Below are 13,978 nucleotides of genomic sequence, written 5' to 3'. Positions count from 1 at the left end.
CCGGTGTTACGTGAGCGCCGGGATATTCCTGTTATTTATTTGACCGCTGACTCCAGCCGGCAAACAATCGATCGGGCGAACGTGACCGGCGTTTCCGGCTTCCGGGCGAAGCCGATTCAATGCTCCGCCCCAGGAAGCGGCGATCGGCAAACATCGAGCGGCCGCGGAGCGCGCCCCAGGCTGGGGGCGATGGGAACGGTTCGCGGCTCCCTGAAAAATCGGCGAAAGAATGCCGCCCAGGCACGTCTTCCGCTAGCGCCGTTCTTTCGGGACGAACTTCCCATTGAACATTGCGAACGCGGCGGGGCGCGATGGTTTTCTACACCTAGCGAACGCGCCCCGCGGCGCCAGGTTTCATTCGCTCTTTTGCGATCTGGCGGCGCGGGTCCCGCGCTATGCGCTTCGAAGAATCGTCATTGATCGGTTGGGCGCAGCCGAGTTAGCCGATCGCGCACAGTACGAACAGTGCTGAGGGAGACTTATTACCGACTTTGAAGCGGCCGTGAACATCGTTAATGTGATGTTGGAGAGCCGTGTCACCGAGCGGACGAAAGAGTTAGAGACAGCCAACGCCCGGTTGTCCGAACTTACGGCGGCGCTCGATAAAGCACAAACCGTCATCCAGGATTTAGATGGGAGAATTCTGTTCTGGAATGGGGGTATGGCGGCGCTCTATGGCTGGTCCCGCGAACAAGCGCTCGGCTGCAAAAGCCACGAATTGTTGAACAGCGAACTACCGATCCCGTTTAGCGACATTATGGACGAGGTCATCGAACGGGGCTCTTGGAGCGGCGAATTCCGCCAGAGGTCCAGGGATGGCGCGCCCCTCTGGGTGGCGAGCCATTGGGTGCTGCACCGGGATGCCACCGGCGTTCCGGTCTCCGTGGTGAAGGTGAATAACGACATAACGGCCTTCAAGCGGACCGAGGAGGCGTTGCGGCAGAGCGAGCGCCTGGAGCAGGCTTTGGCCGAAAAAACGGTGTTGATCAAGGAAGTCCACCACCGTGTGAAAAACAATCTGGCTGTTATCGCGGGGCTTCTCGGAATGCAGGCTAGCCGCATCGACGACGACCGGGCGCGCATTGCGCTCGCGGAGAGCCAGAAGCGGGTCCTGTCCATGGCGCTTATCCACGAACGCCTCTATGGCACCGATCGACTGGATCGGGTCAACTTTGGCCTCTATGTGCGGCAGCTGACGAATGAACTTTGCGCCGCCTATGCCGTTGAGACCGGCATCGTCCGGGTTCAAATTGAAGCCATGGAAATTGATCTTTCGGTGCATCTAGCGATTCCTTGCGGCCTGATTCTGAATGAATTAGTGTCCAATGCACTGAAATATGGCTTTCCGGACGGACGCAGCGGAACCGTAACCGTCCGCTTTGCGCGGCTGGAATCGGGAGAACTCTCGCTGCGCTGCTGCGACGACGGGGTCGGGATCGCGGAAGGCTTCGATTGGGAAGGTTCGAAGTCCCTCGGCCTGCGCATCGTTAAGATCCTGACGAAGCAAATCGATGGCGACTTAATCCTCGATCGCTCGGCCGGCGGATCGGCGTTTGAGGTGCGGTTCCCCGAGCGTGGGCCTTCAGCGATGGAAGCCTCCTCGATTTGAAAGAACGCGGGGCCGGAAAAACGCGGCAAGACTGCGCCTCATCCCAGGCGGCATTCTTCGGTTTCGCGCCCAGGGAACCCGGCCAGAGGCTCTCGCCTGGCGTCTCGCGCTTCGCGCGATCCAGTCGGCCGGCCCTGTTGTTCCAGAGCTCGTGCGGCCGGCCGATGCACATCGGAGACCCACATCGGGGAGCCCATGGATGAACTTCCGGGTTGCGAGGACGACCCGCGCGGCCTGACGAGTCCTCGGTGGAACTCGCGCAAAACCGAGCGCGGGTTCGCGCCCCGCGCCCTTTGCGCTTCATGCACAATTCTTCACCTCGTGTATCCGCGACGCGGCCTCCAGTTTTCGCTTCCTTTTGGCCGCATACATCTTCTGATCCGCGGTTTCGAGGAGACTATCGACGTCGGAGCCATCCTCGGGATAGGCGGCCACGCCGACGCTCATCTGGACCAGCGGCTCGTGGCATACCTCCATCGACACCCTGGGACCGATTTCATTGATACGGTCCAGGAGATTGTTTAACACGTGACTTCCTACGTCTTTCAGGACCACTACGAATTCGTCGCCGCCAAGGCGGGCAACGTAATCTGAGGACCGGACAGCGAGGGTCAATTCGGTCGCGATCCGTTCCAAGATCCGGTTTCCCGTCAGATGACCGAACCGGTCGTTTGCTTGTTTGAACCCATCGAGGTCCAGCATGATTACAGAAAGCGCCGTTCCCGTGGCTTGCGCGATCGAAATGCCGTCAGCGAGCGCGCGGCAAAGAGCGCCGGCGTTCAGCAGTCCCGTCAGCTCGTCCGTATCGGCAGCGCTCTTGAGCTTGGTCATGCGCATCGAGTTCGCAATCGCCGTTCCCGCTCTCGATCTTATGGCCAGCAAGATACGTAAATGATCTTGACTGAACGCCTCGGGGCGAACGCTATAAAGGCTCAGAACCCCGGCTACCTCTCCGTCGCTCAGAAGCGGGACCGATATGCCTGACCGGAGTGCCGTAGTCAGTTGCGGATCGTTCAGATAGCCGGGCTCTACGCTCGGGTTTCCGTTGACGATGGATTGATTGTTTTCCGCCACCCAACCGCTCAGGCCCTGACCGATCGGAATCTCGAGAGAAGAGAACAACCGGAAGCTTTCTCCTTTCACGAACTGCGGCTTCAGGTGATTGCCTTGAACAATGTAAATGACGATGGTGTCGTGGGGAACGCAGGCGCCCAGTCGTAGCGCGAGAAGCGCCATGGTCTCGTCCAAACTTAGTGAAAAGCCTAAGTCGTTCGTCATCTCGACAAGCATCTGAACTTCCCGTCGAGCGTTCGCAATCGCCGCCGTGAAGTTACTACTCGCGGGTTGATGAACCGCGTCCGTTGGGGCGGCGAAACCTGTGGCCGGCGCCGTCTCGTTTCCGGTGGCTACACGCTGGGGTTTGCTGGTGTTCGTGCCGAGTTCAGCTTTTGCGATGGCTTCGAGTTCCCGATACTTCGTCTGCAGAATCGCGACAATCCGAGGGTCGAAACTTTTTCCCGATTCGCTTTGGACCACAGCCATGGCTTCGTCGAGAGGCATCGCCGGCCGGTATTGGCGCTCGGAAGCCAGGGCATCAAGACAATCCACAGCCGCAATTACGCGCGCTCCAATCGGTATCTCTTCGCCCTTGAGACCGTCCGGATAACCCGTACCGTCGTATTTCTCATGGTGCGAGCGCACAATGGGAACGACCGGATAAGGAAAATCCACACGCTCCAGAATCTCAGCTCCGACCGCCGGGTGAATTTTCATCCTTTCGAACTCTTCGGCCGTCAACTTACCGGGTTTCGAGATGATGTACTCCGGCACCGCCAGCTTTCCGATGTCGTGCAACAAGGCCGCGGCTTCGATTGCTTTCATCTCCATGGGGGAGAGGTTCAAGTCCTTAGCGACCTCGGTGGCATAAACCTGAACGCGTTTCAAATGGGCCGCCGTCATGTCATCCTTCGCTTCGATGGCAAGCGCCAGCGCCTCAATGGTCCGCCAGTGCAGGCGCGCCATATCGCCTATATGTTTCTGCTGCTCGTCGACCCGCCCAAGATATTGACGGTAAGAAAGATAAACAAGGTAGATCGGAGGCGCGCTCAGCAGCAATCCCTGCCACGGCACGAAATGATTCACGAAGTGCAGCGCTCCGGCGATGGCGCCTCCCGCGAGGTACTGCGGCGACGTCCAGAAAAACGATTCCCGCCACACGTTCACCGGTGAGTTCCGAGTAGTCAGGCCGAGGATCACGGACACGGCGGAAGTGTTCAGGAGGAAGTAAGTCATCGAAGCGCAGAGCAGAGGGAGAATCGAGGTCGGGTCAAGCGATCGCAGCGCGGGCAAACGGAGCACGCCGTAAGCGCAGGAGATCGGCAAAGAAATCGATGCCAGATTGAAGAGCACCTGATGCCAGCGCGGCTTCTGCTTGGGCCGGATTAGTGTCTGGGCAAGAATCCCGCATAGTCCGATGATTAAACCCGATCCGAGGCGCAGTTCAAGGATGCCAAGAAACACGAACAGGTAGTTCATTGACAGCGTCCCAAAAACCCCCGGCAAGCTGATTTTGAGCCGGGAAGTGAGAATCGCCGCCAGAGAGTAGAGAGCAAACTTCGGAAGGTTTTCCTGATCGGCGCGCCAGTGGACCAACACGAATGCGCTGAGGCTCGATCCAATGAGGACCATCGATAGCCAGTAAGCCCTACTCATGATAGACATCGCCAATTCGTCTGCCTTTAAATTCGCCTTCCCCCAGAAGAATCGACCGTAGGGTCTAAATGCTTTACGGTGGGACCGGAATCCGCCGAGGAAAAGTCGTCTGCAAAAGGCGAGGGCCGCGAGCACACGCTCGCGGCCCCTTGTTCCTCTCGACGCTCCGGTCGACGTTCCGATCGACCCGGCAATAGAAGCAATGCGGTTTTACTGTTCGCCGGCGATCGTCACGGGCAAAGTTTCCGCGGCGTCGGTGGACGAGCCCCAAACCACGTTCGAGCCCCACACGACATTGAACCCGGTCGTTGAGCTGGAGCCCCAAACCACGTTCGAACCCCAGACGACGTTGTTGGACAGGATCGCGTTCGATCCCCAGACCACGTTGGAACCCCATACAACGTTCGATCCCCAGACCACGTTTTGACCGCTTACACCTTGTAGTGTGACCAGCCCAGTCGTTGCGCTGTACGACACATAAGGGGATTCAGCGGAGCTGACCGGAGGCGCCGAAGGCAGCGAGAATCCGCTCCGTATATTCAGTTCACCGGCGCCCACGGTGAAGATATCGTAATTGCTGGTGTAACTGATCCCCGTAGTCGGATCGACCGCCACGCTGCTTTTCGGGAAGTAGCTTTTGGTAGCCGAAAGCATGAGTGCGGCTTTTTCCTGATCGGGAGTCAAGTTCGGGTCGGCTCCCAAACCAAGAACAACGGCGCCTGCCACCACGGGTGTGGCCATGCTGGTACCGCTGAGTATGAAGAAGTTCCCGGCTACACGATTGGCCAGGTAAAGGTTCGACAGCGTCAGCCCGGGGGGCAGCGTGGATATGACCAGATTACCCGGCGCGACCACGTCCGGCTTCGCATAATGATCGAATGCGGTCGGGCCCTTCGAACTGTAGCTGGCGATGGTGTCATCGCTCATCGTCGCGGTGCCATTGCTCTTGATGCACCCCACGGTGATGACATAGGGATCGTTGCCCGGCGCGGCGATCGTTCCGTAGCCGTTCGTGTTGTCGTTATTATCGCGTCCCTCGTTACCGGCTGCAACGACCACGGCAATGCCCGCCTTCCATGCCGCTTCAACGGCTTGATCGAGCGGGTCGAGCGCGGAGGACTCGAGAACGGGACGACCAAGCGAAAGATTGATCACTTGGATGTTGTACTGGCTCTTTAAGGAAACGGCGGTCTGAATCGCCTGGATTACGCCGGCGTCCGTGCCATGCCCGTTTGCGTCGAGGACGCGAAGGTTAATGATATTGGCGGATGGGGCTACTCCGATATAAACGGTTCCATTGCCGTTGCCCGCTAGTATGCCGGCAACATGCGTCCCGTGGCCAAACTGGTCGGCCGCGGTACCGCCGACAAAAGACTGGTTGTAGACGATGCGGTCCGTACCGTTGTTAGAAAAATCGGGCAGGTCGACAATTCCACTGTCGATAATGGCGACGCCGACTCCCGCGCCTTTCTGGCCGATTGAATTCGCCCAGTCGGAATGGACGGTGTCATCCGTGAGCTGATCGAACATGGCCGCAATCGGACGATTGGGTGTTATGTAAGTCACGTCCGGATCGTTCGCCAGCGACTGCACCGCTGACGCCGGAATGGAGTAGTGCGCCGCGCGGATAAAGTCCAGTTTGTTGTTGAGTTTGCCTCCGAGGCCGATAACTTTGTTGTGGTGAGCCTGCGTGGGAGTTACTTTATACTGGACGATCACTTCGACATTGGCCGCCAGACGGCCGGCGGCAGTCTTTTCGAGTTGTAATTCAGGAGCGAGTTTGTCGCCGCCCCACGCTACGGTGGTTCCAAATGCGACAACCAGAACGCCGGTTGCGGCCAGCCTTAATTTCTTCTTCAATTCGTTCCTCCTGGTTGTGATCTTCCAGAGACCACAAGTTGCGCAAAGGATGGATCATCCAAAAATCGAAGTCCGGTTTCAAAGTGGTAATTCCTTGCACAGACAGGCTATCGGCGCAAACACCGAATAACACCATGCGTCATAAGTACTGAAAATGTCAGGTACTTTCGCTGTTTACGGGTAGCGCCCCAGGTAAACCCGCTCGCCGCCACTACAAGCCCAAACGTCGCGATCGCCCACCGCAAAAACGGCCGCCGGGTTCGCGATAAAGTATCTAACGAAAGCCACCACGAAGGAGTTTCCATGGCCACCGCCCAACTTCCCGTTTCTTCGAACGTTACTGAATTTCTCTCCCGCCCACGCAAGATGCTGGTCAATAACCAGTGGGTGGAATCCGTATCCGGAAAGTCTTTTCCGGTGTTCAACCCGGCGACCGGCGAGGAAATGTCGCGCGTTGCGCAAGGCGACGCGATGGACATCGATCTCGCTGTGAAGGCCGCCCGCGCCGCCTTTGAGAAAGGTCCGTGGCGCGGGATGACCGCGGCGGAACGCGCGCGTCTTCTCTGGAAGCTGGCCGATCTGGTCGAGGCCAACTTGAACGAACTTGCTGAACTCGAGTCGCTGGATAACGGCAAGCCGCTTACCGTCGCGCGCGCGGCCGACATCCCGCTGGTAGCCGACAATTTCCGTTACATGGCGGGCTGGGCCACCAAACTCGAAGGCAACACGATCCCGCTGTCGGTCCCGTACACGCCCGGCGCTCAGTACCTGGCGTACACGCTCCGCGAACCGGTGGGCGTGGTGGGCCAGATCATCCCTTGGAATTTCCCGCTCCTCATGGCTGCGTGGAAGCTGGGACCCGCGCTGGCCTGCGGATGCACCGTGGTTCTAAAACCCGCCGAGCAGACGCCGCTCTCCGCATTGCGTCTGGGCGAGCTGATCCTCGAAGCGGGCTTTCCCGCGGGCGTCGTTAACATCGTCACCGGATATGGTGAAGCGGGCGCGGCGCTGGCCGCTCATCCGGATGTCGATAAGGTGGCGTTCACGGGTTCCACGGAAGTAGGCAAGCTCGTGCTGCAAGCCGCGGCCGGCAACCTAAAGAAAGTGTCGCTCGAACTTGGCGGCAAGTCACCCAACGTGATCTTCAAAGACGCGGATCTTTCGACCGCAATCGACGGCGCGGCCAACGCCATCTTCTTCAATCACGGCCAGTGCTGCTGCGCCGGGTCGCGCTTGTATGTGGAACAGCCGATCTTCGATGAAGTGGTGCAAGGCGTAGCGGATCGAGCGAAAAAGATTCGGGTGCGGCCGGGGCTCGATCCGGAAAGCGACATGGGTCCGCTCGTTTCGCAGGAGCAGTTCGACCGCGTCTGCGGCTACATGGAAAGCGGCTTCAGTGAAGGCGCCCGGGCTTTGACCGGGGGGAAGAAACGCGAGGGCAAAGGCTTCTTTGTCGAGCCCACGGTGCTGGTGGACGCGCCGCATAACGCCAAGGTCGTACAGGAAGAAATCTTCGGCCCAGTGGTCGCCGCCACGCCGTTCCACGATCTTGATGAAGTCCTGCCGCGCGCGAACGACACGATGTACGGCCTCGCCGCGGGCATCTGGACTTCCGATATCAGCAAGGCCCACCGCCTCGCCGCGGAACTCCGCGCGGGTACCGTATGGATTAACTGTTACAACATCTTCGATGCGGGTCTGCCTTTCGGCGGCTACAAGCAATCGGGATGGGGCCGCGAAATGGGGCACGACGCGCTCGAGATCTACACCGAAAAGAAAGCCGTCTGCGTGCGGCTGTAACGGCTCTGAGTTAGTTCTCCGCGCCTGCGGACATGTCGAATTTGGTCGCCGTCTTGCAATGGTGTTAGGCGGCGGCCATTAGAGCCGCGGAGCGCTGCCTTTGAGCCGAGATCAGACTATCCATCGAGAGCGCAGAATCAGCACGGGAGTCGGGGGGCTCGATCAGGTCCTCCAGGGAGGGCTTCCGGAAAATCACCTGTATCTGGTAGAAGGAGATCCGGGGACCGGTAAGACGACGCTCGCGCTCCAGTTCCTTTTGGAAGGTCGCCGTCAGGGAGAAAACGTTCTCTACGTAACACTCTCCGAGACGGAGAGCGAACTTCGAACGGTCGCGAAGTCCCACGGTTGGTCGCTCGACGGAATCGGTCTGTTCGAACTGGGAACGATCGAAGAACGCCTCAATGCCGAAGAGCAATATACGGTGTTCCACCCCGCCGAGGTGGAATTGAGCGAAACCACCAAGCGTATCTGTGAAGAAGTAGATAAGTCGCAGGCTACGCGCGTGGTTTTCGATTCGCTGTCGGAGATGCGCCTGCTCGCCCGTGAGCCTCTACGGTACCGGAGGCAGGTGCTCGCGCTGAAACAGTTTTTCGCGGGACGGAAATGCACCGTTGTGTTGCTGGACGACCGGACGTCGGAGCAAACCGACCTACAGCTGCAGAGTATCTCGCACGGGGTGATCCTGCTGGAGCGGCTCGCCGCAGAGTACGGTGGAGCGCGCCGGCGACTTACGGTAGCGAAGATGCGCGGGTTACAGTTCATGGAAGGTCACCACGACTTTTCGATTCGGTTCGGCGGCCTGATCTTGTATCCCCGGTTAATAGCATCACAAAACAGGATGGCAACTCCGCGGCCGGGCCGGCGCGAAGAAGCGCACAGCGGCAAGCCGCAACTCGAACTCTTACTAGGCGGCGGCATTCATTACGGAACCAGCACATTAATAATGGGTCCGGCCGGCGCCGGTAAGTCGACCTTGATTACGCAATATGCCCTGACGCTGGCGCAACAAGGCAACCGGGTCGCCTGCTATGTTTTCGAAGAAACACGAGATAACTTCCTGGAGCGCGCGGGCGGCCTGGGGTTAGACCTGAGCGCCCAAATCGAGCTCGGAAACATTACTGTGGAGCAGGTAGGCCCGGCCGAAATGTCGCCCGGTGAATTTACCTACAAAATAAGAACAGCCGTTGAAAATGAGAATACCCGGGTAGTCGTAATCGATAGTCTGAACGGTTACTTGAACGCCATGCCCAGCGAGGCATTTTTGCTGATCCAGATGCATGAACTCCTGGTGTATCTAAATGAGCGCGGAGTTCTCACGTTGATGGTCCTCGCCCAGCATGGGTTGGTTGGCGCCGCCATGCATTCGCCCATTGACGTGACTTATCTGGCCGATACTGTAATCTTGCTCAGGTACTTCGAAGCGTTCGGTGAAGTCAGGCAAGCTATCGCGGTGATTAAAAAACGCACCGGCGGTCATGAACGGGCCATCCGGGAGCTTCACGTGACCGGAAACGGAATCGAGGTCGGACAGCCGCTTACCGATTTCGAGGGCGTGTTGACCGGCATACCGGTTTACAAAGGCAAGCCGGAAGATCTAATTTCCGGGCGGGTTCCCTAGCATGCCGCAATCGGATACGGCAGCGCACCGCGTTCTGGTGCTGGCGCCCACGGGACGCGATGCCGCGCTCATCAGCGAGATGCTCAAAAACGGCCGTCTGGCTTGTGAAATCTGCCGGACGGTTGACGATCTGGCGAGGGGGATCGAGTCCGGAGCGGGGCTGGCGCTGGTGGCTGAAGAAGCGCTTATCGGCGTGTCTCTCGAACCTCTGCTGCGGGCTCTATCCTCACAGCCGGCCTGGTCCGATTTCCCCCTTGTATTTCTGACGACGACCGGAACGCGCGCAAGCGACATCAGCACGCTCTTACTGAAGCTGCTGGGGGACGACACCAACGTTACGATACTGGAGCGCCCCATTCGATTGGCTACTCTGTTGAGCAGCGTGAGATCCGGTTTACGGGCGCGGCGCAGACAGTATCAGGTGCGCGATTATCTAGCCGAGCGAAAGCGTCACGAAGTAGAGTTACTAGAAACTCAGAAGCTGGAAAGCCTGGGCGTGTTGGCGGGCGGGGTGGCTCACGACTTTAACAATTTGTTGACCGGCATTATGGGAAACGCGAGCCTGGCTTTAGAGTCGCTGCCGCCGGGCCTGTCCGACGTCTCTTCCTTACTCACCGATGTAGTAAATGCTAGCGAGCGAGCGGCCCATCTGACAAAGCAATTGCTGGCATACGCGGGGAAAGGCAAGTTTGTTATCGAGCCTGTGGACCTTTCCGCTATGGTGCGCGCGGTTACTCATTTGATTCAGGCGGCTATCTCGAAGAATGCCATTCTTCGGTTGAATCTAGCTTCGGATCTTCCCGCTGTTGAGGGCGACGCCGCCCAAATCCAGCAGGTCATTATGAATCTGGTGATCAACGCAGCCGAAGCGATTCCGGAGAATCGGACGGGAGATGTGGTCTTGACTACCAGTCTCAAGCGTGTTAACCCAAAGAGTGTAAACAACGATGATCTCAGCCCGAACTTTGGTTCAGGCGAGCTAACGGAGGGAACGTATATCGCATTAGAGGTTTGGGACAACGGCGCCGGAATGAACGAAAGTACGCTGGCGCGCATCTTCGATCCTTTCTTTACGACGAAGTTCACGGGCCGCGGGCTTGGGTTGGCCGCCGTTCAGGGAATTGTCCGAGGCCATAAAGGGCTGCTGAAAGTGGAAAGCCGTTTGGACGCGGGCACTACCTTTCGTATCTTATTCCCAGCACTGGAGACTGCTGAAAGGCCCAACGTGCCTGAAAAGGTATTTCGGGAGGTGGCCGTCAGCGGTAATGGCGCAACGGTTCTCATCATTGACGACGAGGAGGTCGTTCGAAAAGCCGCGCGCGCATCTTTACGGAGGCACGGTTTCGATAGCCTTCTCGCCGCCGACGGTTTGGAGGGGATTCGAGTCTTCAAAGACAGGAGTCATTCGATCACAGGCGTGTTACTGGACTTAACCATGCCCGGCATGGGCGGAGAAGAGGTCTTCCGTCACTTGAAAACCATCCGGCCGGATGTAAAGGTTATTATTTCGAGCGGCTTCAATGAAGCCGAAGTGGTGCAGCGGTTTACAGGCACCGATTTAGCGGGGTTTATCCAGAAGCCTTATACATCCGCGCATCTGGCCGCTATGCTCAAAGGCGTTCTGGGCGATGACTCCGCAACCAATGCTAACGGCCAGTAGTAGGGTAGTTCGTGGAATGCGCCTGCCGGCTCTGCTGTTTATTGTTCTGAACCCGTACTCCCAGGCACAGGAAAGGAGGCCGGTTGATCTCGTCTTGATCCATGGGACGGTAGTTACGATGGACGCGGACCGGCGCATCATCGAAGACGGCGCAATCGCAATCGCGGGGGAACGGATCATTGCGGTTGGTCTGAGTAGCCAGGTTACATCCGAATACGACGCTCGAAAGGTTATCGACGCGCGGGGAGCGTTGGTCATGCCCGGTTTGATCAATGCCCATACTCATATGGCCATGAGTCTGTTCCGCGGGCTCGCCGAAGACCGATCGTTAGAGGACTGGCTCCAAAAGTATATCTTTCCGGCTGAAGCTAAGAACGTTACTGCCGACTTTGTTACCTGGGCGACGAAACTAAGTCTTCTCGAAATGATTCGTGGCGGGACCACAACGGCGGCCGATATGTATTATTTCGAAAACGAAGTAGCGGACGCGCTCAAAGAAGCTGGAATGCGAGGCGTCCTGGGTGAGACAGTCATTGGTTTTCCGGCGCCGGATAACAAGACAGCAGCCGCGGCGCTCACTTACACGGAGAAGTTTCTCACCCGCTGGAAGGACGACGCGCTGATTATCCCCGCGGTAGCGCCGCACTCAATCTATACGTGCCCGGAGAAGCTATTGAAGGATTCGGCGGCACTGGCTCGGGCGCATCACGCTCCCATTCTGATGCACCTGGCGGAGGCCCCTTACGAACGGGATGTCAGCCGCCGCGAACACGGGACTTCAACGGTACAGTATCTGGCGCGCATCGGAGTCCTGGGACCGGACTTGCTGGGAGCGCACTGCGTCTGGCTCGATCAGGCGGATATCCAGACCATGACTCATTCCGGCGCGGGCTGCTCCTTCAATCCGTCGAGCAATATGAAGTCAGCGGCCGGTCTAAGTCCCGTGCCTGAAATGCTGGCGGCCGGTGTCCCGGTCGGAATCGGTTCCGATGGCGCGGCAAGTAACAACGATCAGGATATGTTCCGGGAGATGGATTTAGCCGCAAAGCTGCAGAAATTCGCGCGCATGGACCCGACGGCGCTCCCGGCGGAACAGACGGTCGCGATGGCGACGATAACCGGGGCGCGCGCGCTCCATATCGACAAGCAAACGGGTTCACTTGAAACGGGAAAGAAGGCGGACGTTATCGTGGTGGATACCGGCGCTCCGCACTCCACGCCAATGTATAACGTATACGCGCAGATTGTGTACGCGCTGAAGGATTCAGATGTTAGGACAAGCGTGATCAACGGCAAGCTGGTAATGGAGAATCGGAAGCTTCTGACCTTAGATGAACCGGCAATCCTCAAAAAGGCCGAAGAGTACAAAAAGCAAGTAGCCTCATCGTTCACTCATTAGTGTGTCTTGCCTTATCCGTGTTGTTCTGAAAATACCTGTCAGCATACTGAGCCGCGACGGTAACGGAGCTGGTGCTCCGGAAAAGAACCTTTCGAATGCTTTTGCCGCGAGAACGCGGATGCCCCGGTTGTAACCGCTCCGTCACCGTCGCGGCTCCGTATGTGGTATTTTGCAGCGACTCAAATACTGCAGCCCCCGCGGCAACGGAGTGTTCAACGTTTTCATTCCCCAGGGTGGACCGCGGGTGGTTCATCTGTGGCGAGTAAATTAGGGGATCACGTTTGCACTCTCGCTCAGCCCAATCCCCGATAGCTTCACTCTCTTGGCCTCGTTCATCAGGAAAGCAAGCCGGTGAGCGGCGAGTGTGTAACTCAATCCTTCCGTGCGAATGTTCGAAATACAGTTCCGTTCGGCATCGGTCAAGCCGGGGCGCGGGTTCCAGGTCAGGTAGGCGCCCAGGCTATCCGAGGAACTTAGACCCGGCCGCTCGCCGATGAATACCACGGACATGGCAGCCCCGAGACAGAAGCCGATTTCGTCGCCAATCGCGACGCGGCCTTGCTCAACAGCAATCACGGGAGAAAAGCTCCAATCCGCCGGATCGAGTCGAGCGAGGAGCGCCCCAATCATCCGAGCCGCGTGCAGTTGAACTGCGAGTGCCGACAATCCATCCGCAATGACGAGGGCAGCGTCAAAGCGTGCTTTCCTACTAACAAGTAAGGCGCGCGATTGGTCGGTGAGCTTGCGGCCAAGGTCAGGCCGCCGGAGATAGGTCACGCGGTCCGCCGCCGCACTGTGTACCAGGATTGTTTCCCCTATGATGGGCGCTAACTCCATCTCAAGCAGACGAAAATCGAGCGCTGAATGCACGGCTTGCCGGGCACGGGCATGGGCCAACTGTAGGTTCAGCATCTCATGGGTGGGCAGGCTGTGGCCCGAGCGGCCCAGACTAACGCGAGCCGGCGTGAAATCCCGCAGACGAGGCGTGCTCATGTTTCCAATAGCGCTACTGAGTCCGGCAATTCCGCGTGGCGGGTATTCATCCAGGCCTCAAACTCCGGAGCCGGCTTCAGATTCAAGATCCGGCGCAGATAGAGCGCGTCATGAAACGAAGTCGTTTGGTAACTCAGCATGATGTCATCGCCGCCCGGTACTCCCATGATGTAATTCACTCCGGCAGCGCCTAGCAGCGTGAGAGTCGTATCGATGTCGTCCTGATCCGCCTCTGCGTGGTTTGTATAGCAGACATCGCAGCCCATGGGGAGTCCGAGTAACTTACCGCAGAAGTGATCTTCTAAGGCGGCGCGTAGAATCTGCTTT

The 13,978-nt window shown here is 58.2% G+C and carries 9 protein-coding genes; 5 read left to right on the top strand and 4 right to left on the bottom strand.

Features of this window, described 5'->3' with window-relative positions; translation table 11 throughout:
* The first annotated feature begins 502 nt into the window (after nucleotides 1–502).
* Nucleotides 503–1,609 carry a sensor histidine kinase gene (locus H1Y01_RS07445; RefSeq protein WP_180539811.1) on the top strand — a complete coding sequence of 369 codons (1,107 nt, stop codon included), beginning with the start codon at nucleotides 503–505 and terminating at the stop codon, nucleotides 1,607–1,609.
* 300 nt (nucleotides 1,610–1,909) lie between these two features.
* On the opposite strand, the gene H1Y01_RS07440 is transcribed toward H1Y01_RS07445, so the two are convergent.
* Together H1Y01_RS07440 and H1Y01_RS07435 are read right to left on the bottom strand one after the other, a co-directional pair.
* Nucleotides 1,910–4,330, bottom strand: a complete 2,421-nt coding sequence (locus H1Y01_RS07440; protein WP_180539810.1) for a sensor domain-containing diguanylate cyclase/phosphohydrolase — start codon at nucleotides 4,328–4,330, stop codon at nucleotides 1,910–1,912.
* A 201-nt stretch (nucleotides 4,331–4,531) separates the two neighbouring features.
* The gene (locus H1Y01_RS07435; RefSeq protein WP_180539809.1) at nucleotides 4,532–6,181 is read right to left on the bottom strand and encodes a S8 family peptidase; all 1,650 of its coding nucleotides are present in this window, start codon (nucleotides 6,179–6,181) and stop codon (nucleotides 4,532–4,534) included.
* Between the two features lie 303 nt (nucleotides 6,182–6,484).
* Here H1Y01_RS07435 and H1Y01_RS07430 point away from each other — a divergent pair, with 303 nt between their 5' ends.
* From H1Y01_RS07430 to H1Y01_RS07415, 4 genes are all read left to right on the top strand, one after another.
* Complete coding sequence (locus tag H1Y01_RS07430) at nucleotides 6,485–7,981, top strand: aldehyde dehydrogenase family protein (protein WP_180539808.1); 1,497 nt, start codon at nucleotides 6,485–6,487, stop codon at nucleotides 7,979–7,981.
* Between the two features lie 100 nt (nucleotides 7,982–8,081).
* The gene (locus tag H1Y01_RS07425; RefSeq protein WP_219341358.1) at nucleotides 8,082–9,599 is read left to right on the top strand and encodes an ATPase domain-containing protein; all 1,518 of its coding nucleotides are present in this window, start codon (nucleotides 8,082–8,084) and stop codon (nucleotides 9,597–9,599) included.
* Between the two features lies 1 nt (nucleotide 9,600).
* A complete protein-coding gene (locus H1Y01_RS07420; RefSeq protein WP_180539807.1) occupies nucleotides 9,601–11,259 on the top strand; it encodes a hybrid sensor histidine kinase/response regulator in 1,659 nt (552 codons plus the stop codon).
* A gap of 16 nt (nucleotides 11,260–11,275) precedes the next feature.
* A complete protein-coding gene (locus H1Y01_RS07415) occupies nucleotides 11,276–12,658 on the top strand; it encodes an amidohydrolase family protein (protein WP_180539806.1) in 1,383 nt (460 codons plus the stop codon).
* Nucleotides 12,659–12,925: 267 nt separating this feature from the next.
* Here the strand turns inward: H1Y01_RS07415 and eutC are convergent, their stop codons facing one another.
* A complete protein-coding gene (gene eutC / locus H1Y01_RS07410) occupies nucleotides 12,926–13,651 on the bottom strand; it encodes an ethanolamine ammonia-lyase subunit EutC (protein WP_180539805.1) in 726 nt (241 codons plus the stop codon).
* Nucleotides 13,648–13,978 (bottom strand): ethanolamine ammonia-lyase subunit EutB (eutB, locus tag H1Y01_RS07405; protein ID WP_180539804.1); only part of this gene is annotated, 331 nt, incomplete at its 5' end. The genes eutC and eutB, both read right to left, overlap by 4 nt.

This window comes from Nevskia soli (assembly GCF_903970205.1).
In the GTDB taxonomy this organism is placed as follows: domain Bacteria; phylum Acidobacteriota; class Terriglobia; order Bryobacterales; family Bryobacteraceae; genus Bog-113.
Note: the sequence above shows the minus strand (reverse complement) of the source record. Positions and strands in the feature narration are given on the sequence as shown.